The following is a 21,661-nucleotide window of genomic DNA, read 5'->3' as shown; positions in this document are numbered from 1 at the left end:
AGACCGGGCTCAGGCGAAAATTCTCAATCAACCTCGTAGCCGGCGGTTTCCTTGCTCATCTTCTCCTCAAGTGTCGCGCGGCGCGAATAGGCGCGCACGCTCCAGATCAGAGACAGGAGATAGATCATGGCTGAAACGGCCATGGTGAGCCAAGTGTAACTGGCAAGCAGGAGCGCGTAGGAGACGACGCCCAGCATGATCGGGATGGCGTGCTCCCGGCGAACGCGGCTCCCGGATCCCTTTCCGGAATAAACGGGCAGGCGGCTCACCATCAGGAAGGCGATGAGAAGCGTATAGGCGCAGGCGGCCAGGGCCACAGGTCGGCTCGCTTCCAGGCCCAGAAAGCCGAGGTAAATGGGCAGCATCACCAGAACCGCGCCGGCCGGAGCGGGAACCCCCACGAAATAATCCGTTTGCCATGCAGGGCGGTTCGGATCATCGAGCATCACATTGAAACGCGCCAGCCTCAGGCCGCAGGCAATCGCGAAAAGAAGGGCGGCGATCCATCCGATGGCCCCTGCCCTGTCGAGCAGGTAGGCATAGAGCACCAATCCGGGGGCAACGCCGAAATTGACGATGTCCGCGAGCGAATCCATCTGTTCGCCGAATTTCGATGAGGCCTTCAGCACGCGCGCCACGCGCCCGTCGACCGCATCGAGGAAGGCGGCAAACAGGACCATCGCGACCGCCAGCTCCATCCGGTGCTCAAACGCAAGGCGAATGCCCGACAGGCCAGCGCAAATAGCAAGCACTGTGATCAGGTTGGGAACCATCATGCGCAGCGGGATCTCGCGGATGCGCGGACCACCCCCGCCATGAGGCTCGAAAGGAGCGAAGGGACCAGGCATCTAGGAGACCCGCACAAGAGGCGGGGGCGCCTCGCTGCCGAACTCCGCGATTACCGTCTCCCCACCGACGGAGACCTGCCCTACCGCCACGCGGGGACGCGCTTCCCTGGGCAGATAGACATCAACGCGCGATCCGAAGCGGATCAGTCCGAAGCGCTCGCCGACGGAAATCTCGCTTGGCGCCTCCGCCCAGCAGACGATGCGGCGCGCCACGAGACCCGCGATCTGCACCGCCACCACCGGACCATGAGAGGTCTCGATCACAAGGCTGTTTCGCTCATTGTCCATGCTTGCCTTGTCGAGGTCGGCGTTGAGGAACTTGCCCGGCCGGTGCTCGATCAACGAGATGCGGCCGCGCACCGGCGCGCGATTGATATGACAGGAAAAGACGTTCATGAAAACGGAGATACGCGTGAATTCTCCGGATAATCCGAGTTCAGGCGGCGGGATCGCAGGGCCCACCGAGGAGACGACCCCGTCGGCTGGCGCGATCACCAACCTGTCGTCAACCGGGGTAATGCGCGGCGGGTCGCGAAAAAAATAGGCGCACCAGGCGGTCAGCAGCAAGCCGATCCAAAACAGCGGCTCCCATACCAGCCCCAGGACAATCGAGCCGATGGCGAAACCGGCGATGAAGCGGTAGCCCTCGCGATGAATGGGCACGAGTGTGCTTCGGATGGTGTCGGCCAGGCTCATATTCAACCATTTCCAATAAGACGGGACCGGGTTTCCTAACGAAAAGAAGGCTCCGCTGCAACGCAAGGGGAAGAAAATCGCACAATGTTTCAAATTAAAATAAATTGTGATGACCCCTGCCCGAACTCACGCCCTGTCGGCTTCCGGCGCGCGCTCTACCTGCCTTTATGGAAGCCAGTGATAGGGAGGAGTCCATGAAACACCAAAGCCCACAAGAATTGGCTGCAGCTGCAACCACCTTCTCGGTGCCGCCACAACCCAGGCTGTCACGCCGCGAGCGCATCGAGCGCTGGGCAGAGCTCTTGGAGCGACACGACGGGGGTCTTAATGCTCTAAGGCGGGTCGAGTACCTTTCGCCCGAAGAACGCAGAGCCTACAGGGGTGCCAATACGCCGCTTACAGTCGCGTTCGAGGACCCCGTTCTGCGCGAAGAGGGCCTCAAAAGCGACCGGCTCGGTGACACGATGGAATTCTTCGAGCTGAGTGACCACGACGCGCACCTGCTATTGTGCGACTGCCGTTATCAGGGAAGCATGACCGGGCCGCTCGTGGCTCGTCGCCTGCGTCAGCATGCAGACAGAAAGGAACGTCGATCCAAGTTCCTGAATGCCGTCGGTCGCCTGTTCGGGCTTCGCTGAACAACCTTCGAGGGCAAAATTTTAGTGGGCCGCTGAAAAGCGGCCCTCTTCTATTCTCTGGTCGAGAGGCGTTCCAGCAATTTGGCGTAATGATTGCGCGCCCTAATCAGGACGCTGCGGTATTGAAACGTGCCGTGGTCCCGGAAGCCTTCCGGGAAAATGGCTAAGCACCTGCCTCCTTGAGGAGCTTCAGATCATCCTCTGACAGGGTAAGCCTCGCACCGCGAACCAAGGTTTCGAGTTGGCTCACCGAGGTCGCGGAGGCGATCGGAGCAGCAACACCGCGCTGCGCATTGATCCAAGCGAGCGCGATCTCGGCATGAGCCGCGCCCGTGCTTTCGGCCACCTTGTCCATCGCGGCCAAAATGCGCGTTCCCTTGGCGTCGAGATATTTCGCTACGCCTTTGCCGCGCGGGCTTTTGCCGAAATCCGCCTCCGAGCGGTATTTGCCGGTCAAGAAACCAGCGGCGAGCGAATAATAGGGAATGAGGCTTAAGCCTTCCCGCAGCACGAGCTCCTGTATCGCGCCTTCAAACTTGTCGCGCGTATAGAGATTGTATTCGTTCTGAAGGGTCTCGTAGCGCGGCAGCGCCTTTTCCCTCGAGACCGTAAGCGCCTCGGAAAGCAGGTCGGCATCGTAATTGGAAGCGCCGGTATAGCGGACCTTTCCGGCCTTGATCAGGCGGTCATAGGCCGACAGCGTCTCCTCGTGCGTCACGGTGGGATCCGGCCAGTGGCTTTGATAAAGATCGATATAATCCGTCTGCAGGCGCTTGAGAGAAGCTTCCACTTCCTGCTCGATCCACTTCGCCGAAAGGTCCTTCTTGCCCTGGCCCATATCCGAGCCGACCTTGGTGAAGATATGAACCTTGTCGCGGTTACCGCGCTCCTTCAGCCAACGACCGATGATCTTCTCGCTTTCGCTGTCATTCCCGGGAACCCAGCGTGAATAGGAATCGGCCGTATCGATCGCCGAGAAGCCTTCCGCCACGAAAGCGTCGAAAATGGCGAAGGATGTCTTCTCGTCCGCAGTCCAGCCAACCACGTTGGTTCCGAGCACCAAAGGCGCGATCTCAATCTCGCTCTGTCCAAGTCGGCGAAGTGTCATCTCGTTTCCTTCATCAGCGGATGGTCATTAGTATTCTCATCAATAAGCTGGGGCCTTGCGCACAATCACGCCCATGTCATCGGTTTCGCGGGCACGGCGCAGCCGCTCCTCGGCTTCGTTGGCCTCGCGTTGGCGCGCCCACATGTCTGCGTAAAGTCCGCCTTCATCCAAAAGCGCCCGATGCGTACCGCGCTCGGCGATTCGGCCGTCCTTCAGCACGATGATTTCGTCGGCGCCGATGACGGTCGAAAGGCGGTGAGCGATAACGAGCGTCGTGCGCCCTCGGCTCACCAGGTCGAGCGCGGCCTGGATTTCCTGTTCCGTATGGGTATCCAGCGCCGAAGTCGCCTCATCCAGGATCAGGATCGGCGGCGCCTTCAGGATCGTGCGGGCGATTGCGACGCGCTGCTTCTCCCCGCCCGAGAGTTTCAAGCCGCGCTCGCCCACCATGCTCTCGTAGCCATCCGGCAGGCTTTCCACGAAGCCGCTGATCTGGGCCAGTTCGGCAGCACGGCGAACTTCCTCTTCCGTGGCGTCGGTACGGCCGTAGCGGATGTTGTAGGCAATGGTGTCATTGAAGAGAACCGTGTCCTGCGGCACCATGCCGATCGCGGCGCGCAGGCTCTTCTGGGTCACCTCGCGTATGTCCTGTCCATCGATCAGGATCGTTCCCTGCTGGACATCGTAGAACCGGAAAAGCAGGCGAGAGATCGTCGACTTGCCCGCCCCGGAGGGCCCAACGACCGCTACGGTCTTTCCCGCAGGGATATCGAAGCTGATGCCCTTCAGGATCGGCCGGTTCGCATCATAGGCGAAGACGACATTGTCGAACTGCACACGGCCTTCCGTGACGCGGAGAGGCACGGCACCCGGTTTGTCCTTCACCTCCGGCGGCACGTCGAGCAGGTCGAACATCTGCTCGATATCGGTCAATCCCTGCCGGATCTCGCGATACATGAACCCGATGAAGTTAAGCGGCACGGAAAGCTGCATCAACATCGCATTGATGAAGACGAAATCGCCCACCGTTTGGGTTCCTTGCATCACCTCCCAGGCGGAAAGGCCCATCGACGCCATCATGCCCAGACCAAAGATCACACCCTGGCCGAAATTGAGCCAGCCGAGAGAGGTCCAGGTCTTGGTAGCCGCCTCCTCGTAGCGCGCCATCGACGCATCGAAGCGACGAGCCTCCATGGCTTCGTTATTGAAGTATTTCACGGTCTCGAAATTGAGAAGCGAATCGATGGCCTTGGTGTTCGCTTCCGTATCCGACTCGTTCATTTGCCGGCGGATGTGAATACGCCAGTCGCTGGCCTTGATCGTGAACCACACATAAAGCCAAACGGTGACGGCCATTATGGCCACGTAGCTCCAACCGTAGTTCACTGCAAAGATAACGGCGACGAGCGTGAACTCGATCACCGTGGGCACGGCGCTCAGGAGCGCCAGCCGGACGATAGCCTCTATGCCCTTCACGCCGCGCTCGATGATGCGCGACAGACCGCCTGTCTTGCGCTCCAGATGGAAGCGCAGAGACAAGGAATGCATGTGGACGAAGGTCCTGTGGGCGAGTTGGCGCACCGCATTCTGGCCGACACGGGCAAACAATGCGCTGTTGAACTGATCCAAGCCAAGTTGGATCATGCGCATGAGGTTATACGCCACGACCAGCATCAAGGGCGCGGCAAGGAACGCTGGCAGATAGGCCGGCAGCGTACCGGCGCCGGAAAGCGTATTGGTCGCCCATTTGTAGAAGAAGGGCACGAGCACCAGCACCACCTCGGCAAGCACGAGGAAAATGCCCGCAATCACCACCCTAGCCTTCAGATCCGGTCTGCTGGCCGGCCACATATACGGCCAAAGATTGGCAAGCGTGCCCAACATCGAGCCGGTATCGGCGGAAACAGTCTTGGAAGCCATTGGCTCAAATCTTCTCTTTTTGAGGTGCAGCAGCGCTGGCGGCGCAATCGGAAAGAAAACCGCTCACGGCCTGCGAAAGCGCGCACAACGCCTCGGTGTCGATCGTATAGTTAGAGCGCTGGGCCTGGGGGCGCATCCTTACCAGACCCGCATCAAGAAGGACCTTCAGGTGCTGCGATACAGTGGATTGTGCAAGCGGCAGGCGACCTGCAACATCCTTGCAGCAGCATGCCTCGGCCCTGGAAAGCTGGCGCAATATCTCTATGCGGACGGGATGGGAAAGGGCGGCGAGACTGCGCGCCAGCGTTTCCGGCGTGCAGCAACCCTCCTTCCCGGGATTGTCGGAAAACTCTTTCATCGTATATCGGCGATATACGATGATTCATTTTCGTGCAAGACGGCTCCCGCGAAATGGGCCCGATGTGAACCCGGCTAGTTCACACCTTCAACGCTGAAAAAGCAGAGGGCTATTGCCCCGATCGCTCGGCTGATTGCCCCAGTTCCGGTGTTTGGCCGCCAATGGCATCGAGGTCGGCCTTCTCGCCTTCCTCGGTTTCGTTCGGGACGGTGAAGACCTGGCCCGGCCAGATGAGATCCGGGTCACTGATCTGGCTCTGGTTGGCAAGATAGATCGTGGTGTAGCGGATGCCCCGGCCATAGACCCGGCGCGATATGTGCCAAAGCGTGTCGCCGCGCCGGATGATGACCGAACCATCCACGGGCTCCAGCGCCGGCGAAGTCATGCCGGAGGAAGCAGCGTCTGCTTCAGAGCCAGCGCGCTGGGGGGCATTCGCGCTTCGGGCTCCCATCTGCTCGCCCAGTCGGCCCTGCGCATCGCCTGCGCGCCTCCCGTTGCCCGAAGGCGTTCCGGCTTCATAAGCGGCGGTTCCTGCGCCGTGGCCCTGGTCATCTGTTGCGGGAGCCGCTTGTGGCGTTTCCCCCAACCGGTCGCCTGATGGAACGGCGGCCTCGCTCCGCTCTGAGGGTTTGCGCGACGAAAGCGTCTGCGGCGCTACGGCGGAGATCTTTTCGCCTTCCGGGCGCTCAAATGGGACGGCAGCGCGTGAGACGACGGTGCTTCCATCCTCGCCAAGCACGTCGGCTCGAACGATGTAGTCCCCCACAGGGAGATCGCGCTCGGCTTCGATCAGAAAGCGCCCTTCCTGCGAAATATCGGTCTGGCCGAGCAGGATATCGTTGGCATAGACACGGACCGTATGCCCCGGTTCTGCCCGCCCCGCGACGAAAACATCCCGCCCGTCGATTTCCACCGCCTCAATGAAGGGCGCGTCGTTTTCGGGGGCTTCCGCGGCATCCGCCGAAGCTGCGGTGTCTCCCTCCCCGGCCGGTGCTCCACCAGGGTCGGAGCGGGCAACATCCCCGGTGCCATCCGGCTCCTTCGGCGCATCTTCACCGGCAGACGCCCCGCCACTCCCGGCCTGCTCTCGAGAGACCTCAGAGGTTCCCTGCCCTGCGGGAGGGGACGCATCCTCCGGTGCCCTGGCTATCCGCTGCGGCTCTTCGGGCTTCTGCGCCTCGGCTACGGGTGCCGTAATCAGTCGGCTCGGCTCACCGGGTTGCTGGACAAGAGCGACGACCTGCCCGCTTTCGGCGGTGGGGATCGAGACGATCGCAGTCTCCAGGGATGTGGCTGACACTCGGTCCTTCGATGTCGCACGCAACACGATATTGTGTTCGCCAGGTTCCAACGGATCATCGAGAATTGCAGCGAAATCACCGCCGGGACCGGCGGTTGCCTTGGCGAGCACGGAAGAGCCGCTGACGATTTCCACCTCCGCCCCTGCCTCTGCCCTCCCGGCCACCACGAGCGAGCCGTCAGGTTCGGCGCGCAGGAGATCGAAAGCGGGAACCACGACCTGCTCATCGCCGGCCTTCCCCTCCTCGCCCGCTTCAGCCACAACAGGAGCTTCGCTTGCCGGCTTCTCCGCGGCCGCACCGCTTTCGGCGCGCTGCCCGGAAAGGGGGCCATTCACGGCCGCCTGCGGTTGTTGTTCGCCTTGCGGGTTGAAGATGCCGGCCAGATGAACCACAACGCCGGCGACAAGGACTCCCGCGATGAGAAGCAACACTCTGAGCGGAGTGAGAACCATGTTGTCAAACTCTTTATCGTTACCGAGCGGTCTATATCTTTTTGAACAGCAGGACAAGGCAAAGGCCTTGCAAACCCGTTGTGGCCAGCGGGTTTCGATCATGCAGGACGAGGCTTGCCCAAACCATGCCGCACGAGCAATTGCCGCTTGACCCGACTCGCCAACCCGATCACCAATGATGCCATGAAAACCATCACATCCGTTTGCGTCTACTGCGGCTCCTCCACCGGGCGCGGGGACGGTTATCTCACCGCCGGCCGCAGGTTCGGCAACGCGCTCGCGCGCGCACGCCTCAGGCTCGTCTATGGCGGGGGCACCAAGGGCATCATGGGCGCAGTCGCCGCCGGCTGCCTGGAAGAAGGGGGCAAGGTCACCGGCATCATTCCCCGCTTCCTCATGAACAAGGAGGCGACCGAATCGGCGCTATCGAGTTTGGATGACCTCATCGTCACCGACGATATGCATCAGCGCAAGCATCTGATGTTCGACCACTCCGATGCGTTCGTTGCGCTGCCGGGCGGTATCGGGACGGTGGAAGAGATCGTCGAGATCATGACGTGGGCCCAGCTCGGACGGCACGAAAAACCGATGGTTTTCGCCAATGTGGGCGGTTTCTGGGACCCCTTCCTCTCACTTCTCGATCACATGAGAGCGGAAGGTTTCATCCATACGGGGCATCGCGTGCAGCCGCTCGTCATAGAACAAATCGACGAGATCGTGCCGGCCCTGATGAGCGCCGGCTCTCCTTCGGAGGGCGATCCGGCGATCATTGAGCGGCTGTGACCTTCAGGCTCCGCAGCATCGGCCACGTATAGAGCACCAGTGCGGTCCAGATCAGCGCGAAGGCGATCGCCTGTTCGTGGCTGAACGGTTCCTTGAAAATGAACACCGCGATGATGAACACCATGCTCGGCGCGATATACTGCATGATGCCGATCGTGGCATAGCGCAGGAGCTTGGCCCCGAAGGCATAGAGAAGGAAGGGACCGGCAGTCACCGGACCGCAAGCCAGAAGCAGGGCGATGTTGGCGGGTTGGTCCATGTGGAAATGGCCCTGGCCGATGGCTTGCAGCCAGACGATATAGCCAAGGGCTGGAACGCTCAGGATGAGGACTTCGAGGAAGAAGCCCTGGCTTGGACCAATGGGCAGGGTTTTTCTCAAGAAGCCGTAGACGGCGAATGTCAATGCAAGCAGCAGCGACAGCCATGGAAGCCCACCGCCTTCGATCGTGAGCACAACAACCGCGATGACGGCAAGTCCAACGGCTGCGAGTTGCAGCCGGGTCAGTTTCTCGCCGAGAAGGACAGCGGCCATGGCGATCGAAACCAGCGGATTGATGTAGTATCCAAGCGCCGTATCAAGCGCCCGGTCGGTCGCTATCGCCCAAACATAAAGGCCCCAATTCGCCGAGATGATGGCCGCCGTCAACGCGGCCAGCAACAGCGTGCGGGGGGAAGTCAAAGCCTTGCGGACATCGGCAGTGCGCCCCAGGAAAAGCAGTACGATGCTGGCAATCGGAACGGACCAGACGACCCGGTGGGCAACAACTTCCATGGCCGGGATATGAGCCACTGCCTTCAGGAAAAAGGGAAGCAGACCCCACAGGAAATAGGCGGAGAATGCGAAGAGGAACCCCCGCGCTGAATCGCCCCCGCTCGCTGGGGGATTTGCCACCGTGTCGGTCATATTATTCGGCCGCGAGGCCAATCCTTTCCCGGTTCTTCACCAGCTTGTAGATCACGGCGTCCATCAGTGCCTGGAAGGAAGCGTCGATGATATTGTCGGAAACGCCGACGGTCCACCATCGATCACCGGTCACATCGCGAGATTCGATTAGCACACGCGTGATGGCCTCAGTGCCCCCGTTGAGGATACGCACTTTGTAATCCGTGAGCGCCATGTCCTCGATCTCGGCTTGGAATTTACCGAGATCCTTCCTGAGCGCGATGTCGAGCGCGTTGACCGGCCCGTGTCCTTCCGCAACGGAAAGCCGCGTCTCGCCATCGATCGTCACACGCACCACCGCTTCGGATACTGTTTTCAGATGGCCTTTGGCGTCGAACCGGCGCTCCACCATGCAGCGGAAACCATCCACCTTGAAGAATTCAGGGAGCCTGCCGAGAATCCGCCGCGCCAGGAGATCGAAACTGGCGTCTGCGCCCTCATAGGCGTAGCCCTGCGCCTCACGTTCCTTGACCAGCGCGATCAGCGTATCGAGCCGTGGGTCGGATTTCTCCACCTGGATGCCGCGCCGGGTCAGCTCGGCGATGAAATTGGCCTTGCCGCCCTGGTCCGACACCATGACCCGACGCGTGTTCCCGACTTTCTCCGGCGCCACATGCTCATAGGTCTGCGGGTCCTTTAGGATCGCGGATGCATGGATCCCCGCCTTCGTGGCGAAGGCAGAAGCTCCCACATAGGGTGCCTGCGCATTGGGCGCCCGGTTCAGAAGCTCGTCAAAAGCGTGTGATACGCGTGAGACGCCCTCAAGTCCTTCGTCCGTAAGGCCGATCTCGAACCGGTCGGCGTAAGCAGGCTTCAGCATCAGCGTCGGAATGATCGTGATGAGATTGGCGTTCCCACAGCGCTCGCCGATCCCGTTCAGCGTGCCCTGGATCTGGCGCACGCCTGCGTCTATGGCCGCCAGCGAGTTGGCGACCGCCTGGCCCGTGTCGTCATGGGCATGGATGCCTAGATGCGATCCCGGAATGCCCGCAGCGATGACCGCCGATACAATCTCGCGCACCTCGCCCGGCTGGGTGCCGCCATTGGTGTCGCATAGCACCACCCAGCGGCATCCCGCTTCGTAGGCTGCCCTGGCGCAGGCGAGCGCATAATCCGGATTGGCCTTGTAGCCGTCGAAGAAATGCTCGCAATCGACCATGGCCTCCTTGCCGGCCGCCAGTGCGGCAGCGACGGAAGCACGAATTGCTTCCAAATTCTCCTCATTCGTCGCGCCTAACGCCAAGCGGACATGATAGTCCCAACTCTTGGCAACGAAACACACCGCGTCGCTTTCTGCCTGGGTGAGTGCCGCAAGGCCCGGATCATTCGCTGCGGAAACGCCCGCCCGTTTGGTCATGCCGAAAGCCACGAAGGCGGCGCGACGCGTGCGCTTGCGTGAAAAGAACTCGGTATCGGTGGGGTTCGCTCCGGGATAGCCGCCCTCGACATAGTCCACGCCAAGTTCGTCGAGCAGTCGCGCGATGGCGATCTTGTCCTCGACGGAAAAGTCCACTCCCGGCGTCTGCTGGCCGTCACGCAGCGTGGTGTCGAAAAGATAGATGCGTTCTCTGGTCATGCGGACACCTCGATGCGCAGCGTTCCATGTTCTCCCAGTGACACGCGCGAAGGGGCTGGGATCTCCATCACGCGTTTCCCGCGAACTCATCGGTCGCCCGGATCAGCCGATCGAGTATGCCCGGCTCGGAAAAAGCATGACCGGCACCTTCGATGATATGTAGCTCTGCGTCCGGCCAAGCTTTGGCAAGCTCCCAAGCGTAGCGTAGCGGGCATGGCATGTCATAGCGGCCATGCACGATGACCCCGGGGATGCCCTTGAGTTTCACGGCATCGCGCAGGAGCTGCCCCTCCTCGAACCAGCCCCCATGGACGAAATAGTGGTTCTCGATGCGCGCGAAGGCGATAGCAAAGTCATCTTCCGCATGGTGTGACGAGAGCGCAGGATCGGGAAGCAAGGTGATCGTTTCGCCCTCCCAGACGCTCCATGCTTTGGCCGCCTCGAGCTGCACATTCCGGTCGCCTGAAGTGAGCCGCTTGCGGTAGGCCGCCATCAGGTTGCTCCGCTCGGCTTCGGGGATCACCGAAACGAACTGCTCCCATTTGTCCGGAAACATTTCGGAGACACCAAACTGGTAATACCAGTCAAGCTCTGCCTTGGTGAGGGTGTAGACGCCGCGCAGGATGAGTTCCGAGACGCGGTGGGGATGGGTTTCCGCATAGGCGAGAGCCAATGTCGATCCCCAAGAGCCGCCGAAGACCTGCCACTTCTCGACGCCCATCATCTCGCGCAACCGCTCCATGTCGGCCACCAGATGCCAGGTCGTGTTCGCTTCCAGTTCGGCATGAGGCATCGACTTTCCACACCCGCGCTGGTCGAAAAGCAGGATGTCGTATTTCTCCGGATCGAACAGGCGCCGGTGGGTCGGGGAAATCCCGCCACCCGGCCCGCCATGCAGGAATACGGCAGGTTTGGCGCCGCGCGTGCCCGCCCGCTCCCAATAAATCCTGTGGCCGTCACCGACATCCAGCATGCCGGTCTCATAAGGCTCGATCTCGGGATAGAATGTGCGCAAGCTCATTTGGTCCTCACCGGCGGCCATTGATCCGTGTCGTGGTCGGGATGTTGGTAGGAGACGAGGTCGGCGAGAAAATCGGCCTCACCAACATCTTCCATCGTTTCATGGCCCGGCAGGGTGTGGAGCGTATCGACATAGGGCAGCTTGCTTTCGATGCCCCCTTGAACGCGCGGCGCGACCTCTTCGGGATGATCGAAAGCGCCGATGGCAAGCGCAATCCCGTCCGGCCCCTCAAAGGTGAGCGGGGTTCCACACTCGGAGCAAAAGCCGCGCTTCACATGATTGGATGACTGGAAACGCTTCGGCTCCCCACGGGTCCACTCCAGCTTCGCCTGGCGCGTAGAGACCAGCGGCGCATAGAAATTGCCGAAAGCCTTCTGGCACATGCGGCAATGGCAGATGGAAGCATCTCCAAGCGCGCCTTCAATGCGGAAGCGCACAGCACCGCACTGGCAGCCGCCGGTGTAAACCGGTTGATTGTCGAGGCTCATTGCGCAGCTCCTTGCCGTTCGTCACGCCGGGGCGTGGCAGACGGCCTCGATGTTGTTGCCATCCGGATCGAAAACGAACGCGCCATAATAGTTGGCGTGGTAGTGCGGGCGCAGCCCCGGCGCACCATTGTCCTTGCCTCCGGCGGCAATCGCAGCGTGATAAAAGGCGTCGACCTCGTCCCTCGTCCGGGCACTGAACGCCACATGCTTTGATTCGCCTGAGCTGCCTGCTTCGTGCAGCCAGTAGACCGGCCGGTCACGGCCATAGCCACCGATCTTGACACCACCCGTGTGCTCAGTAGGCACCATCATCAAAAGGCGCGCGCCGAGCGGGGCGAGCGCTTGATCGTAAAACGCCTTCGCGCGATCGAAATCCGCTACTCTGATGCCGATATGGTCGATCATCTCTTCACCTCCCATCTGGTCCTGCGCTCGCCGGTTTCGGGATCCTTGTAGTCCATGAGCTGGATGCCGGCAGCTGCAAGCTCCTCGCGAATGCGGTCTGCCTCGGCGAAATTCTTCTCGCGCAGGAAGGACAAACGCGACGCTATGCGCTCCTCGACCGAGGCTTCGTCGATGGCGGCGCCTGCTGCCTTGCCGGAAAACCACTGCTCCTGCGATTGCGTCAGGAGTCCAAGCAGGGCTGCATTCGCCTTCAGATCCGCCTTCGCCGCCTCGCTCCCCTTCGCCGCCTGTGCACGCAGGTCATGGAGCGCGGCGATCGCGCCGGTCGTGCCGAGATCATCACGCAGCGCAGCGCGGGCCAGAGCGTTGTCCCCGTTATGTGCTTCGGCATCCCCGATAGCACGATACCATCCGTCCAGCACGGTTTCGGCTTCCTCGAGCTTCCTCAAGGAGAAATCGAGCGGCTCGCGGTAGTGCGTCATGAGAATGGCAAGACGCAGCACCTCGCCCGGCCACTTGCGCCCCCCGAACCGCTCCGTCTCCAGGAGTTCGTTGATGGTGACGAAATTGCCTTCCGATTTCGCCATCTTCCTGCCCTCCACCTGCACGAAGCCGTTGTGCAGCCAGTAATTGGCCATGACCGGCGTGCCGTGGGCGCAGCGCGATTGCGCAATCTCGTTCTCGTGGTGCGGGAAGATCAGATCCAAGCCGCCGCCATGGATATCAAAGACTTCGCCGAGATACGCCGCCGACATGGCCGAGCACTCGATATGCCAGCCGGGCCTGCCCCGGATGGCAAGCGGCCTCCCATCCAAGGTGAAACGCCCTTCCCACCCTGGTTCTTCGGCCGACGATTCCTTCCAGAGAACGAAATCCGACGGATTCCTCTTGTGCGGATCCACGGCCACCCGCGCGCCCGCCTGCTGGTCCTCCAGCCGGCGCTTGGAAAGCTGGCCGTAATCTGGCATGGAGGCCGTGTCGAACAGGATTTCGCCTTTAGCGGCATAGGCATGGCCGCGATCGATGAGAGTTTGAATCAACGTCGCCATATCGGCCTTGCCGTCCGGGCGCGGAAGCACGAATTCCGTCGCGCGCGGCTCGTGAGTGGGCGCAAGGCATCCAAGCGCGGTGACGTCTGCGTGGAACTGCTCGGCCGTGCGCTCCGTCACGCGCCGAATGGCCTCGTTGAGCGTGAGACTCCCGGCCTCGATCTCGTCGCCGAAATCGCGCAGGGCGCGGGCGTTGATCTTGTCGTCCACATCCGTGATGTTTCGCACATAGGTGACATGATCCTCGCCATAGAGTTCGCGCAGGAGGCGGAACAGGACATCGAAGACGATGACCGGCCGCGCATTCCCGATATGAGCGAAGTCGTAAACGGTCGGCCCGCAGACATACATGCGCACATTTGCCGGATCGAGGGGCTCGAACTCCTCCTTGCGCCGCGTCAGCGTGTTGTAGAGCTTCAGTCCCTTGAACCCGTCAGACATGCCCGATCCCGTGTTTAAAAGATCCGTGCCAACGCTCCGGCCGGCTGGCCTGGGCGTTTTTCGTATCGGGAGGGAAGAGGCGAAAACGACCGGACCAGCGTAGGTGCGCTAGCCGATAATGCAAATGCCGATAATGGCGAACAGCGTTTTCATCGTCATCCTTATCGCCTCGACCGCTTCTCGCGTCAAGCGGGGAACGGCTGTGTTTCCAGCGCAACACTGCCGAAAGGAAGTATTAAGCATGTCGCAAGAAGCTCCGATACAGCTTGCCTGAACCTTCGTGGAACATGATTTCGTCGGAATCAGTTCGCAGTTGGGGGCAATAGTAAACAGACAGGCAGTACCATGGCCTCTTACACCGCCACACAAGACCGAGCACGACCTCGGGAGAAGCCCGCAGAGGCAGAGCTCGTCCGCGAATATAGGCAAGTCGGTCCCGCCGCGATCAACGCAGCGCTCCTTTGCAAGCCCAAGGCCAAGAAGGAAGAGCCTAAGCGCTTATACGAGCCGCGCGAGGAGACCTGATCCCAGCGCGGCCATCACAAGGCCGATCAGCGTGTCGAGCACGCGCCAGGATTGGGGACGCGCGAAAATCGGCTGCAGCAAGCGTGCACCATAGCCGAGGCTGAAGAACCACAGGAACGACGCCGCGATCGCGCCGAGCGCGTAGCTTGTGCGTGCGGCGCCTTCATATGCGCCTGAAAGCGAGCCCACGAGCACCACCGTGTCGAGATAGACGTGCGGGTTCAGGAAGGTGAAGGCGAGGCAAGCGCCTATCGCGGCTTTCAGCCCCCGCTTTTCCTCCTTGGCAGCTTTTAGGGCGTCCGGATGCAATGCTCGGCGAAAAGCGAAAATCGCGTAGGCGAAGAGGAATATGGCCCCACCAAGGGTCACGGCGGTGATCAAGGAGGGCGAGCGTGCCACCAGCGTGCCCAGGCCCGCCACACCCGCCGCGATCAGGAGCGCGTCCGATAATGCGCAGATCAGGCAGAGAATGAAGACATGTTGCCTGAGGAGCCCCTGTCGGAGAATGAACGCATTCTGCGCGCCGATCGCCACGATCAGCGAACCGCCCAGGAAGAAGCCTGCCAGAAAAGAAGGATAAAGCGCCGTGTCCATGCCGGCGCATTTGCCCTACTTGGATGCCCGAGACAATGGGCAGAATCACCCGGCGGTGTATGCCAAAAGTGCGGTTGCGCCCAGTGCTCGCTAAAACAGGCTCAACTGGGTGTCCAATTTTCCTTCGGAACGCGGACCTTCAAAGTCTATCTCCACTCTCTCCTGCAGGTCGGGTCCCACATTGGCGACGCTGTTGACCTTGTCGGAAACGGGTACGGCTTCGAAAAAACCGGGCTCGACAGGAGCCAGCAAATCCGCCATGTCGCGCGGCTCGTATTTCACGCCATCAAGCCAGCGTGAGAAGTGTTCGGGCGGGATCACCACCGGCATGCGCTGGTGGATCGGGGCAAGGTCGCTGTTTGCCTCGGTGGTCAGGATAGCGCCGGTGTCGATCTCGCTGCCTCCCGGCTCCGACCAGGTCTCCATCAGCCCGGCAAACGCGACGAGCTCTCCCTTTCGGGGCCGAACCCAAAAGGGTTGCGCGCGGCCTTTGCCCTCCCGACGCCATTCGTAGAAGCCCGAGGCTGGCACGAGCGTGCGGCGGTGGCGCATGGCGGCGCGGAAGGTAGCCTTCTCCGCGGCACTCTCCGAACGTGCATTGATGAGAAGCGGCATATCCCTGGGGTTCTTTGCCCAACCGGGTATGAAGCCCCAGCGGACCAAAGCCGCCCGCCGGCGCGGCAGGTTAGAACCCTCCGGCCGCGGCGTGGAGACGGCCATCAGAATCGGCTGGGTGGGTGCAATGTTGAAGCGGGGTGGAAAATCGTCGAGTTCGGCAAGGCCGAGGAATATCTCCACTTCCTTCGCTTTTGCCGTCAATGCAAATCGTCCGCACATTTCTATCTTCGCCCCAGGCTTTGACGGCATTCTCGCCACAGATGTGTTTAGACTAGGGTCTCGGTTCAGGGATGTAACGATGGGTCAAAACGATATCCACGCCGTTTCGCTTGCGGTGTTGTCGAACGGGCGCTTCTTGCTCGTGCGCCGGGGCCACGCACCGGCGAAGGGGCTCTTCGCCTTTCCGGGTGGGCGCGTAGAGGAAGGCGAAGATGCCGAAACCGCCGTCCGGCGTGAGCTCTATGAAGAGACCGGGCTGGTTGTCGACGAGATTTACTCGTTCCGCGAGATCACGCTGGAGGCAGAAGGCGGAAAGCGCTACCGCCTCGAAATTTTCCGAGGCCGCGAGCTGAAGGGCTGTGCCAGGGCGGGAGACGATGCGGACCTCGCTGGCTGGTATACGATCGAGGAGATGCGCTCGCTGCCGGTGACGGCGAGCACGCTCGAAATCGCGCAAGACATGATTGCCCTAAGCGAAGCTTCATGAATTGGAGCTATCCTGCCGGCACGCCACGACGTAGAAGTCTCTATGAAACCGCTTCTGAAGCCCCTTTTCGCCGGTATCCTGGCTGCCTGTTTGTCGTTTATGCCCGCCTCGGCGCAAGCGCCCTATGATCCGCAGCTTATGCGTCTTGCCGAGGTTCTCGGCTCGATCCATTTCCTGCGCAGCCTTTGCGGGGAAGAGGAGAGCGTGTGGCGAGACCGGATGGAGGCCCTGATCTTGGCCGAAGCTCCTTCGGAAGAACGCAAAGCGAGGCTGATCGCAAGTTTCAATCGCGGCTATCGCGCCTTCGCAGGGGTTTACACCAGCTGCACGGAAGCCGCGGCGCAGGCGGTGGCCAGATATATGAAGGAAGGCGAGACGCTGACCGACGAAATTACCCGCCGCTATGGAAATTGAGCTTGCCCGGCGCCCCAAACCGTTAAAATTTTACCTTTCCTTTACCACTCCTGGCAGTGTCTCCGTCCCGCCGCATTTTTCATGGTACCCCTATCGATAAGGGGACGAACAGGGACAGACGCCGGTATGCTGGCGTCAACGGAACGGGTGGTATTTCAATGCATATGACTGTTGCCGACATCGAAGCGCTGATCGAGGAAGAAAAGCGTACGACCTGTGCTGAATGCCATGGCGCAGCCTGGGCGGAAGGACTTCTGGCCGGTATCGAACCGGAGATCATTGCCGAGGCAGCGCTCACCACCGCCCTCACGGAACTGGGCAAGAGCGGGGAAGAAGAGAAGCTTTTGGATCTGCTCGATTCCATGCGCCGGCGTGTGCTCACAGGGGATTTCCTTCCCAAGCGCAGCCACCATTGAGCTTACCTTCCGCATTCGCTATTCCTGGCATCGCATATCCCAGCCGTTCTTTCGGCAGCACTGATTTCAAGGTGGCGCGATGCCGTTCTCTCTCCTTCCGGCACTACCTTCCGGATCGAATATCGCAGTGGTCACGCTGGCGGCACTTCTCGGGCTCACCAGCGCAGTCCATGCATTGAACGACACGTTTCCGGAATACCGCCCTCTGCAGAGCCAGATCGAACAGCAGCCCGAAGGCGGTTCCGGAATCATCCCAAAGACTTCACCTCTCTCGCCTGCGAGGCCCTCTGACGGCACGGATGGGGAGGAGGCACCCGCAGGGGACGCCGCGCGTCCTGATACTACTCCCGGCCAGGAACTGCCCGAGATCATCTATGATCTCAGCCGCCTGCCGGAGCCGGTGCGGCGGATGCGACAGCTGATCATCGACGCCTGCAAGAGCGGGGACATAGAGAAGCTTAGGCCGCTTATCGGTACCGGCGAGGGAGCCACCCAGCTTCTGCTTGGCGAACTCGACGGCGATCCGATCGATTTCCTGCGCCAGATCTCGGGTGATCAGGAGGGGTATGAAATCATGGCCATCCTTCTGGAAGTCATGGAATCCGGCTTCGTGCACCTCAATGCCGGCACCGAAAGCGAGTATTACGCCTGGCCTTATTTCTTCGCCGTTCCTCTGGAGGAACTGACGCCGCCGCAGAAGGTGGAGCTTTTTACATTGCTCACCGCGAGCGACTATGAAGAAATGAAAAACTACGGGGCCTATGTCTTTTATCGCGTGGCAATCACGCCGGAGGGGCGCTGGCTCTTCTTCGTGGCCGGAGACTGAGCAGGCCGCTTGCCGTCGCTCGCCGGCACGCTTACCTGAATGGAGAAGCACAGTCCGGATTCGAAGCCATGCCTACCGTTAAGCTTTCAGACCGCGCGATCCTTCGCGCCACCGGCCCCGATGCCGAGGCGCTCCTGCAGAATGTCATCACCATAGATCTCGCGACCTTGGGCGAGCGGGAAGCGCGACCCGGCGCGCTTTTGACGCCGCAAGGCAAGATCCTCTTCGACTTCCTGATTTCCCGCGCCGGCCCGGACAGTTTCCGCCTCGATTGCCGGCGCGATATCGCGCCGGATCTTCTCAAGCGGATGATGCTCTACCGGCTGAGGGCAAAAGCGGAGCTTTCGCTGGATAATGAATCGCTTATCTCGACATCTTGGGAAAGTGATTCATCCGTTTCGCAAACTGATTCAACTTCAGTGTTCGATCGCCGGTTTCCGGAAACCCTGCAGGTCATTCGCAATTACGGCACCTCTCCAGCCGAAAGCGGGGATGCCTCGGCATGGGATCTTCTGCGCATCGAGCATGGCGTGCCCGAGAGCGGCCAGGACTACCAACTGGGAGATGCTTTCCCGCACGAGATCCTTTTCGACCAGAATGGGGGGGTGGGCCTGAAGAAGGGCTGCTATGTGGGACAGGAGGTCGTCTCGAGAATGCATCATCGCGGGACTGCCCGCCGCCGGCTTGTAATCGTCCATGGCGAAAGCACCCTGCCCCCACCCAGTGCCGAAGTGACCGCGGACGGACGCGTGATCGGCGCACTCGGTACGGTCGCCGGCTCGGAAGGACTTGCGATCCTGCGCATCGACCGGGCCGCCGAAGCGGCGCAATCGGGGCTGCCGATACTTGCCGGCGGCGTCCCTCTGACGCTTCGCGTTCCCAACTATGCAAAGTTCAACATTTCCACCGGCCCTGGCGAGGCGGAGACCGCTTGATGCCGGCCAAGGAAGCCGCTGCACCGCGCGCCTGGCAGCGCATGCTCTCGGGTCGCCGCCTCGATCTCCTGGATCCCTCCCCGCTGGATATAGAAATCGCCGACATTGCCCATGGGCTTGCGCGCGTTGCACGGTGGAACGGCCAGACCAATGGCGATCACGCCTTTTCCGTCGCGCAGCATTCGCTTCTGGTGGAGCAGATTTTCCAGAGACTGCACGAGGATGCGCCGGTCGATTGGCTGCTGACCGCCCTTCTCCACGACGCACCGGAATATGTGATCGGCGACATGATCTCGCCGTTCAAGGCAACGCTGGGGCAGGATTACAAATCGGTCGAGCAGAGGCTTCACCGTGCGATCCACCTTCGCTTCGGTCTGCCCGCCGAAACGTCTTCGAAGCTCAAAGCCGAAATCAAGAGGGCCGACTGCATTGCCGCCTATTTCGAGGCGACGGAGCTCGCCGGGTTCGCCCATGGGGAGGCGTCCCGCTTCTTCGGCCGGCCACGCGGCTTCACCCTGGATATGCTCGATCTCGAGCCGAAACCCGCACGCCGCGCGCAATCGGCTTTTCTCGCGCGTTTCGAGGCGCTGGAGAAACGACGCCGCAAAGCGGCCTGAGAGGGCCGCCTCTTATCTCCCCTGCCGCTCCAGCCGGTCGATGAACCATTGCGTCAGCCGGACCCAGACCTGGTCCTTCTCGCCGGAATCCTCGCAGCCGTGGTCGAGATTGGGATTGTCGTTCACCTCAATCACATGGATGCCTTCGCGCGTCTCTTTCAGATCGACCCCATAGAGGCCATCGCCGATGCAGCGCGCAGCCTTCACGGCGATGTCGATCACCTCGCGCGGGGTCTCCTGAAGCCGGAAGGTACGGAAACCGCCTTCGTCCGGCTTGCCCCGCCTTTCATGGTTCACGATTTGCCAGTGCTTCTTGGCCATCAGGTACTGCACGGCAAAAAGCGGCTCTCCACCCAGGACTCCGATCCGCCAATCGAATTCGGTGGGAAGGAATTTCTGCGCCAGCAGAAGGTCGGTATCCTCAAGCCATTTCGTGGCGAGTTCCTTGAGCTCGGCCATATTGGCGGCCTTCTTCACCCCGCGCGAGAATGCGCTGTCGGGGATCTTGAGCACCAGCGGAAATCCCAACGCATCAGCCGCCGGCTCCAGATCGCCCGGTCCGGAGATCATGACGGTGGGCGGCACCGGCACGCGATTGAACAACATGAGTTCGTTCAGGTAGACCTTGTTGGTGCAGCGGATCATCGAGAGGGGGTCGTCGATGACCGGCATGCCCTCCTGCTGCGCCCGGCGGGCAAAACGATAGGTGTGGTTGGAGATCGCCGTCGTTTCGCGGATGAACAACGCGTCGTAATTGGCGAGCTTCGGCAAATCCTTGCGGGTGATCGGCTCGACCTCGACGCCCATCTTCTCGGCAATTCGCGACCAATATTTCAGCGAATTGACACTCGAGGGCGGGAGCACCTCCTGCGGGTCGATGAGCGTGGCGAAAGTATAGCGCGATGGCGTGCGGGCCTTCGTATCCCGCCACTGCCGGTTGGTATAGGTGTCGAGACTCTCCAGGAAACGTGTCTTCTCGTCCTTCTTCATGCGCGCGAGCGGCAAGAAGCCGATTTTCCTGATCGTGGCCCATTCGCCGTCGTCAATCGCCACTTCCAGCGCGGGCGCGCGGAACCAGTCGAAAAGCAGCCGGGCAAATCGATCCCAGGCTTTCGACGGGCCTATGCCGAAAAAAATCGAAACCGTCGTCGGAAAACCGCCGCCCAATTCCTTGCGACACTTGTTGAGCGCCTGCTCCAGTTCCGGCAGCGCATTCTCGTATAGCTTGCGGCCGGACAGATCGATCATCGTCTCGACCGACGGGATCACCTTGTGGCCGCGCGAGCTTGCAAGCAGCGATGCGTAATAGCCGCGGCTCTGATAAGCATAGGTATTCGACAGATTGATGATCTTCGGCCTTTGGCCGCGAAACAGCGATGGGTGGGCCAGGTAGTCGCGGCTGGTGATGATCTTGTGGGGAGTTGCGACCTGATCGAGATCGTTCTGCCTGCCGGTGAGAATGACCCAGCTCATTGCTCCGTGGAGCCTCCTAAATCCTTTTCGAGCCGCAGCGCCGGCGCGCCGTCCTCGTAGTAGTTTTCGCGCCGCCCGATCGGGCGGTAGCCGGCGCGCTTGTAAAGCTCCAGAGCGCGCAGATTGTCCTCGCGCACTTCCAGACGAAGTATAGAGCGGCCATTGGCTCGCACCGTCGCCTCTGCAGCAGCGAGCAAGCCACGGCCAATACCGGCAGAAGCCTCGCTGCTGGCCACAGCAATTGAATAGAGCCGGGCGATCTTCACGCCTCGTCGGTAGAAAACAAGCGCGTATCCAAGCACCACGCCGTCCCTTTCAGCGACCAGGAGAGAAGTCGTGCCGCTTCCTATATGGTTGCGAAAAGCACGGCGGTTAAGGCGGTCCGATTCGAAAACGCTGTTCTCGATCGAAACGAGCGTATCGATATCGGAAGCGCGAGCCGGACGAATGTCGGCGTGCATGGGTGTGCGGATCACCTCGAACCAGGGTTGCCAGTCATAGCACCACCTT

The 21,661-nt window shown here is 61.0% G+C and carries 24 protein-coding genes; 8 read left to right on the top strand and 16 right to left on the bottom strand.

Going from position 1 to position 21,661, the window contains the following annotated elements; genetic code table 11:
• Positions 1-23 precede the first annotated feature (23 nt).
• Complete coding sequence (pssA, locus tag CHEJ32_RS0108160; RefSeq protein WP_028033429.1) at positions 24-848, bottom strand: CDP-diacylglycerol--serine O-phosphatidyltransferase; 825 nt, start codon at positions 846-848, stop codon at positions 24-26.
• Complete coding sequence (locus CHEJ32_RS0108155) at positions 849-1,544, bottom strand: phosphatidylserine decarboxylase (protein WP_028033428.1); 696 nt, start codon at positions 1,542-1,544, stop codon at positions 849-851.
• Positions 1,545-1,738: 194 nt separating this feature from the next.
• Here CHEJ32_RS0108155 and CHEJ32_RS24220 point away from each other — a divergent pair, with 194 nt between their 5' ends.
• Complete coding sequence (locus CHEJ32_RS24220; RefSeq protein ID WP_051469546.1) at positions 1,739-2,182, top strand: hypothetical protein; 444 nt, start codon at positions 1,739-1,741, stop codon at positions 2,180-2,182.
• Positions 2,183-2,345: 163 nt separating this feature from the next.
• On the opposite strand, the gene CHEJ32_RS0108145 is transcribed toward CHEJ32_RS24220, so the two are convergent.
• From CHEJ32_RS0108145 to CHEJ32_RS27385, 4 genes are all read right to left on the bottom strand, one after another.
• A complete protein-coding gene (locus CHEJ32_RS0108145; protein ID WP_028033427.1) occupies positions 2,346-3,290 on the bottom strand; it encodes an aldo/keto reductase in 945 nt (314 codons plus the stop codon).
• Positions 3,291-3,329: 39 nt separating this feature from the next.
• Positions 3,330-5,210, bottom strand: coding sequence for an ABC transporter ATP-binding protein/permease (locus CHEJ32_RS0108140; RefSeq protein ID WP_028033426.1), 1,881 nt, complete (start codon positions 5,208-5,210; stop codon positions 3,330-3,332).
• A 4-nt stretch (positions 5,211-5,214) separates the two neighbouring features.
• Positions 5,215-5,568: a helix-turn-helix transcriptional regulator gene (locus CHEJ32_RS24215; RefSeq protein ID WP_034658088.1), complete on the bottom strand. Its 354-nt coding sequence runs from the start codon at positions 5,566-5,568 to the stop codon at positions 5,215-5,217.
• Between the two features lie 109 nt (positions 5,569-5,677).
• Positions 5,678-7,321 (bottom strand): Ig-like domain-containing protein, encoded by a 1,644-nt coding sequence (locus CHEJ32_RS27385; protein ID WP_028033425.1) that lies wholly within the window; start codon positions 7,319-7,321, stop codon positions 5,678-5,680.
• Positions 7,322-7,504: 183 nt separating this feature from the next.
• Between CHEJ32_RS27385 and CHEJ32_RS0108125 the strand changes: the two genes are divergently transcribed.
• Positions 7,505-8,104 (top strand): TIGR00730 family Rossman fold protein, encoded by a 600-nt coding sequence (locus CHEJ32_RS0108125; protein ID WP_028033424.1) that lies wholly within the window; start codon positions 7,505-7,507, stop codon positions 8,102-8,104.
• Here the strand turns inward: CHEJ32_RS0108125 and rarD are convergent.
• From rarD to CHEJ32_RS0108075, 8 genes are all read right to left on the bottom strand, one after another.
• Entirely contained in the window at positions 8,088-9,008 is a 921-nt protein-coding gene (gene rarD / locus CHEJ32_RS0108120; protein WP_034658087.1) for an EamA family transporter RarD, read from the bottom strand. The two genes, CHEJ32_RS0108125 and rarD, sit on opposite strands and share 17 nt — an antisense overlap.
• A 1-nt stretch (position 9,009) precedes the next feature.
• On the bottom strand, positions 9,010-10,623 hold the full coding sequence (cimA, locus tag CHEJ32_RS0108115) for a citramalate synthase (RefSeq protein WP_028033422.1): 1,614 nt from the start codon (positions 10,621-10,623) through the stop codon (positions 9,010-9,012).
• Between the two features lie 67 nt (positions 10,624-10,690).
• A complete protein-coding gene (gene pip / locus CHEJ32_RS0108110; protein ID WP_028033421.1) occupies positions 10,691-11,644 on the bottom strand; it encodes a prolyl aminopeptidase in 954 nt (317 codons plus the stop codon).
• Complete coding sequence (locus tag CHEJ32_RS0108105) at positions 11,641-12,132, bottom strand: GFA family protein (RefSeq protein WP_028033420.1); 492 nt, start codon at positions 12,130-12,132, stop codon at positions 11,641-11,643. Before CHEJ32_RS0108105 ends, pip begins: the two co-directional genes overlap by 4 nt.
• A gap of 21 nt (positions 12,133-12,153) precedes the next feature.
• The gene (locus CHEJ32_RS0108100) at positions 12,154-12,537 is read right to left on the bottom strand and encodes a VOC family protein (RefSeq protein WP_028033419.1); all 384 of its coding nucleotides are present in this window, start codon (positions 12,535-12,537) and stop codon (positions 12,154-12,156) included.
• Entirely contained in the window at positions 12,534-14,027 is a 1,494-nt protein-coding gene (cysS, locus tag CHEJ32_RS0108095; RefSeq protein ID WP_028033418.1) for a cysteine--tRNA ligase, read from the bottom strand. The genes CHEJ32_RS0108100 and cysS overlap by 4 nt, the downstream gene beginning before the upstream one ends.
• Before the next feature lie 498 nt (positions 14,028-14,525).
• Entirely contained in the window at positions 14,526-15,146 is a 621-nt protein-coding gene (locus CHEJ32_RS0108080) for a LysE/ArgO family amino acid transporter (RefSeq protein WP_028033416.1), read from the bottom strand.
• A gap of 90 nt (positions 15,147-15,236) precedes the next feature.
• Positions 15,237-15,983, bottom strand: coding sequence for an SOS response-associated peptidase (locus CHEJ32_RS0108075; RefSeq protein ID WP_028033415.1), 747 nt, complete (start codon positions 15,981-15,983; stop codon positions 15,237-15,239).
• 79 nt (positions 15,984-16,062) lie between these two features.
• Between CHEJ32_RS0108075 and CHEJ32_RS0108070 the strand changes: the two genes are divergently transcribed.
• The 6 genes from CHEJ32_RS0108070 to CHEJ32_RS0108045 all read left to right on the top strand — a co-directional run bounded on the left by CHEJ32_RS0108070 (position 16,063) and on the right by CHEJ32_RS0108045 (position 19,678).
• Entirely contained in the window at positions 16,063-16,470 is a 408-nt protein-coding gene (locus CHEJ32_RS0108070; protein WP_028033414.1) for an NUDIX hydrolase, read from the top strand.
• Positions 16,471-16,512: 42 nt separating this feature from the next.
• Complete coding sequence (locus CHEJ32_RS0108065; RefSeq protein WP_051469545.1) at positions 16,513-16,884, top strand: TIGR02301 family protein; 372 nt, start codon at positions 16,513-16,515, stop codon at positions 16,882-16,884.
• Between the two features lie 158 nt (positions 16,885-17,042).
• A complete protein-coding gene (locus CHEJ32_RS0108060) occupies positions 17,043-17,300 on the top strand; it encodes a hypothetical protein (protein WP_028033412.1) in 258 nt (85 codons plus the stop codon).
• 79 nt (positions 17,301-17,379) lie between these two features.
• Positions 17,380-18,126, top strand: a complete 747-nt coding sequence (locus tag CHEJ32_RS0108055; RefSeq protein ID WP_028033411.1) for a hypothetical protein — start codon at positions 17,380-17,382, stop codon at positions 18,124-18,126.
• A 68-nt stretch (positions 18,127-18,194) separates the two neighbouring features.
• On the top strand, positions 18,195-19,061 hold the full coding sequence (locus CHEJ32_RS0108050) for a folate-binding protein YgfZ (protein WP_028033410.1): 867 nt from the start codon (positions 18,195-18,197) through the stop codon (positions 19,059-19,061).
• Entirely contained in the window at positions 19,061-19,678 is a 618-nt protein-coding gene (locus CHEJ32_RS0108045; protein ID WP_198023838.1) for a YfbR-like 5'-deoxynucleotidase, read from the top strand. The genes CHEJ32_RS0108050 and CHEJ32_RS0108045 overlap by 1 nt, the downstream gene beginning before the upstream one ends.
• A gap of 12 nt (positions 19,679-19,690) precedes the next feature.
• Here CHEJ32_RS0108045 and CHEJ32_RS0108040 read toward each other — a convergent pair whose 3' ends face one another.
• Both CHEJ32_RS0108040 and CHEJ32_RS0108035 read right to left on the bottom strand, forming a co-directional pair.
• A complete protein-coding gene (locus CHEJ32_RS0108040) occupies positions 19,691-21,151 on the bottom strand; it encodes a RimK family protein (protein WP_028033408.1) in 1,461 nt (486 codons plus the stop codon).
• On the bottom strand, positions 21,148-21,612 hold the full coding sequence (locus CHEJ32_RS0108035; RefSeq protein ID WP_028033407.1) for a GNAT family N-acetyltransferase: 465 nt from the start codon (positions 21,610-21,612) through the stop codon (positions 21,148-21,150). The genes CHEJ32_RS0108040 and CHEJ32_RS0108035 overlap by 4 nt, the downstream gene beginning before the upstream one ends.
• Positions 21,613-21,661 lie beyond the last annotated feature (49 nt).

It is taken from the genome of Chelativorans sp. J32 (assembly GCF_000518985.1).
Classification (GTDB): domain Bacteria; phylum Pseudomonadota; class Alphaproteobacteria; order Rhizobiales; family Rhizobiaceae; genus Chelativorans.
The sequence above is the reverse complement of the archived record's forward strand: the minus strand, read 5'-3'. Positions and strand labels throughout refer to the sequence as shown.

What these genes read in the sequence shown, in the direction of transcription:
- pssA (WP_028033429.1), bottom strand. Translation starts at nt 848, where the DNA reads ATGCCTGGTCCCTTCGCTCCTTTCGAGCCTCATGGCGGGGGTGGTCCG.
- CHEJ32_RS0108155 (WP_028033428.1), bottom strand. Translation starts at nt 1,544, where the DNA reads ATGAGCCTGGCCGACACCATCCGAAGCACACTCGTGCCCATTCATCGC.
- CHEJ32_RS24220 (WP_051469546.1), top strand. Translation starts at nt 1,739, where the DNA reads ATGAAACACCAAAGCCCACAAGAATTGGCTGCAGCTGCAACCACCTTC.
- CHEJ32_RS0108145 (WP_028033427.1), bottom strand. Translation starts at nt 3,290, where the DNA reads ATGACACTTCGCCGACTTGGACAGAGCGAGATTGAGATCGCGCCTTTG.
- CHEJ32_RS0108140 (WP_028033426.1), bottom strand. Translation starts at nt 5,210, where the DNA reads ATGGCTTCCAAGACTGTTTCCGCCGATACCGGCTCGATGTTGGGCACG.
- CHEJ32_RS24215 (WP_034658088.1), bottom strand. Translation starts at nt 5,568, where the DNA reads ATGAAAGAGTTTTCCGACAATCCCGGGAAGGAGGGTTGCTGCACGCCG.
- CHEJ32_RS27385 (WP_028033425.1), bottom strand. Translation starts at nt 7,321, where the DNA reads ATGGTTCTCACTCCGCTCAGAGTGTTGCTTCTCATCGCGGGAGTCCTT.
- CHEJ32_RS0108125 (WP_028033424.1), top strand. Translation starts at nt 7,505, where the DNA reads ATGAAAACCATCACATCCGTTTGCGTCTACTGCGGCTCCTCCACCGGG.
- rarD (WP_034658087.1), bottom strand. Translation starts at nt 9,008, where the DNA reads ATGACCGACACGGTGGCAAATCCCCCAGCGAGCGGGGGCGATTCAGCG.
- cimA (WP_028033422.1), bottom strand. Translation starts at nt 10,623, where the DNA reads ATGACCAGAGAACGCATCTATCTTTTCGACACCACGCTGCGTGACGGC.
- pip (WP_028033421.1), bottom strand. Translation starts at nt 11,644, where the DNA reads ATGAGCTTGCGCACATTCTATCCCGAGATCGAGCCTTATGAGACCGGC.
- CHEJ32_RS0108105 (WP_028033420.1), bottom strand. Translation starts at nt 12,132, where the DNA reads ATGAGCCTCGACAATCAACCGGTTTACACCGGCGGCTGCCAGTGCGGT.
- CHEJ32_RS0108100 (WP_028033419.1), bottom strand. Translation starts at nt 12,537, where the DNA reads ATGATCGACCATATCGGCATCAGAGTAGCGGATTTCGATCGCGCGAAG.
- cysS (WP_028033418.1), bottom strand. Translation starts at nt 14,027, where the DNA reads ATGTCTGACGGGTTCAAGGGACTGAAGCTCTACAACACGCTGACGCGG.
- CHEJ32_RS0108080 (WP_028033416.1), bottom strand. Translation starts at nt 15,146, where the DNA reads ATGGACACGGCGCTTTATCCTTCTTTTCTGGCAGGCTTCTTCCTGGGC.
- CHEJ32_RS0108075 (WP_028033415.1), bottom strand. Translation starts at nt 15,983, where the DNA reads ATGTGCGGACGATTTGCATTGACGGCAAAAGCGAAGGAAGTGGAGATA.
- CHEJ32_RS0108070 (WP_028033414.1), top strand. Translation starts at nt 16,063, where the DNA reads ATGGGTCAAAACGATATCCACGCCGTTTCGCTTGCGGTGTTGTCGAAC.
- CHEJ32_RS0108065 (WP_051469545.1), top strand. Translation starts at nt 16,513, where the DNA reads ATGAAACCGCTTCTGAAGCCCCTTTTCGCCGGTATCCTGGCTGCCTGT.
- CHEJ32_RS0108060 (WP_028033412.1), top strand. Translation starts at nt 17,043, where the DNA reads ATGCATATGACTGTTGCCGACATCGAAGCGCTGATCGAGGAAGAAAAG.
- CHEJ32_RS0108055 (WP_028033411.1), top strand. Translation starts at nt 17,380, where the DNA reads ATGCCGTTCTCTCTCCTTCCGGCACTACCTTCCGGATCGAATATCGCA.
- CHEJ32_RS0108050 (WP_028033410.1), top strand. Translation starts at nt 18,195, where the DNA reads ATGCCTACCGTTAAGCTTTCAGACCGCGCGATCCTTCGCGCCACCGGC.
- CHEJ32_RS0108045 (WP_198023838.1), top strand. Translation starts at nt 19,061, where the DNA reads ATGCCGGCCAAGGAAGCCGCTGCACCGCGCGCCTGGCAGCGCATGCTC.
- CHEJ32_RS0108040 (WP_028033408.1), bottom strand. Translation starts at nt 21,151, where the DNA reads ATGAGCTGGGTCATTCTCACCGGCAGGCAGAACGATCTCGATCAGGTC.
- CHEJ32_RS0108035 (WP_028033407.1), bottom strand. Translation starts at nt 21,612, where the DNA reads ATGCACGCCGACATTCGTCCGGCTCGCGCTTCCGATATCGATACGCTC.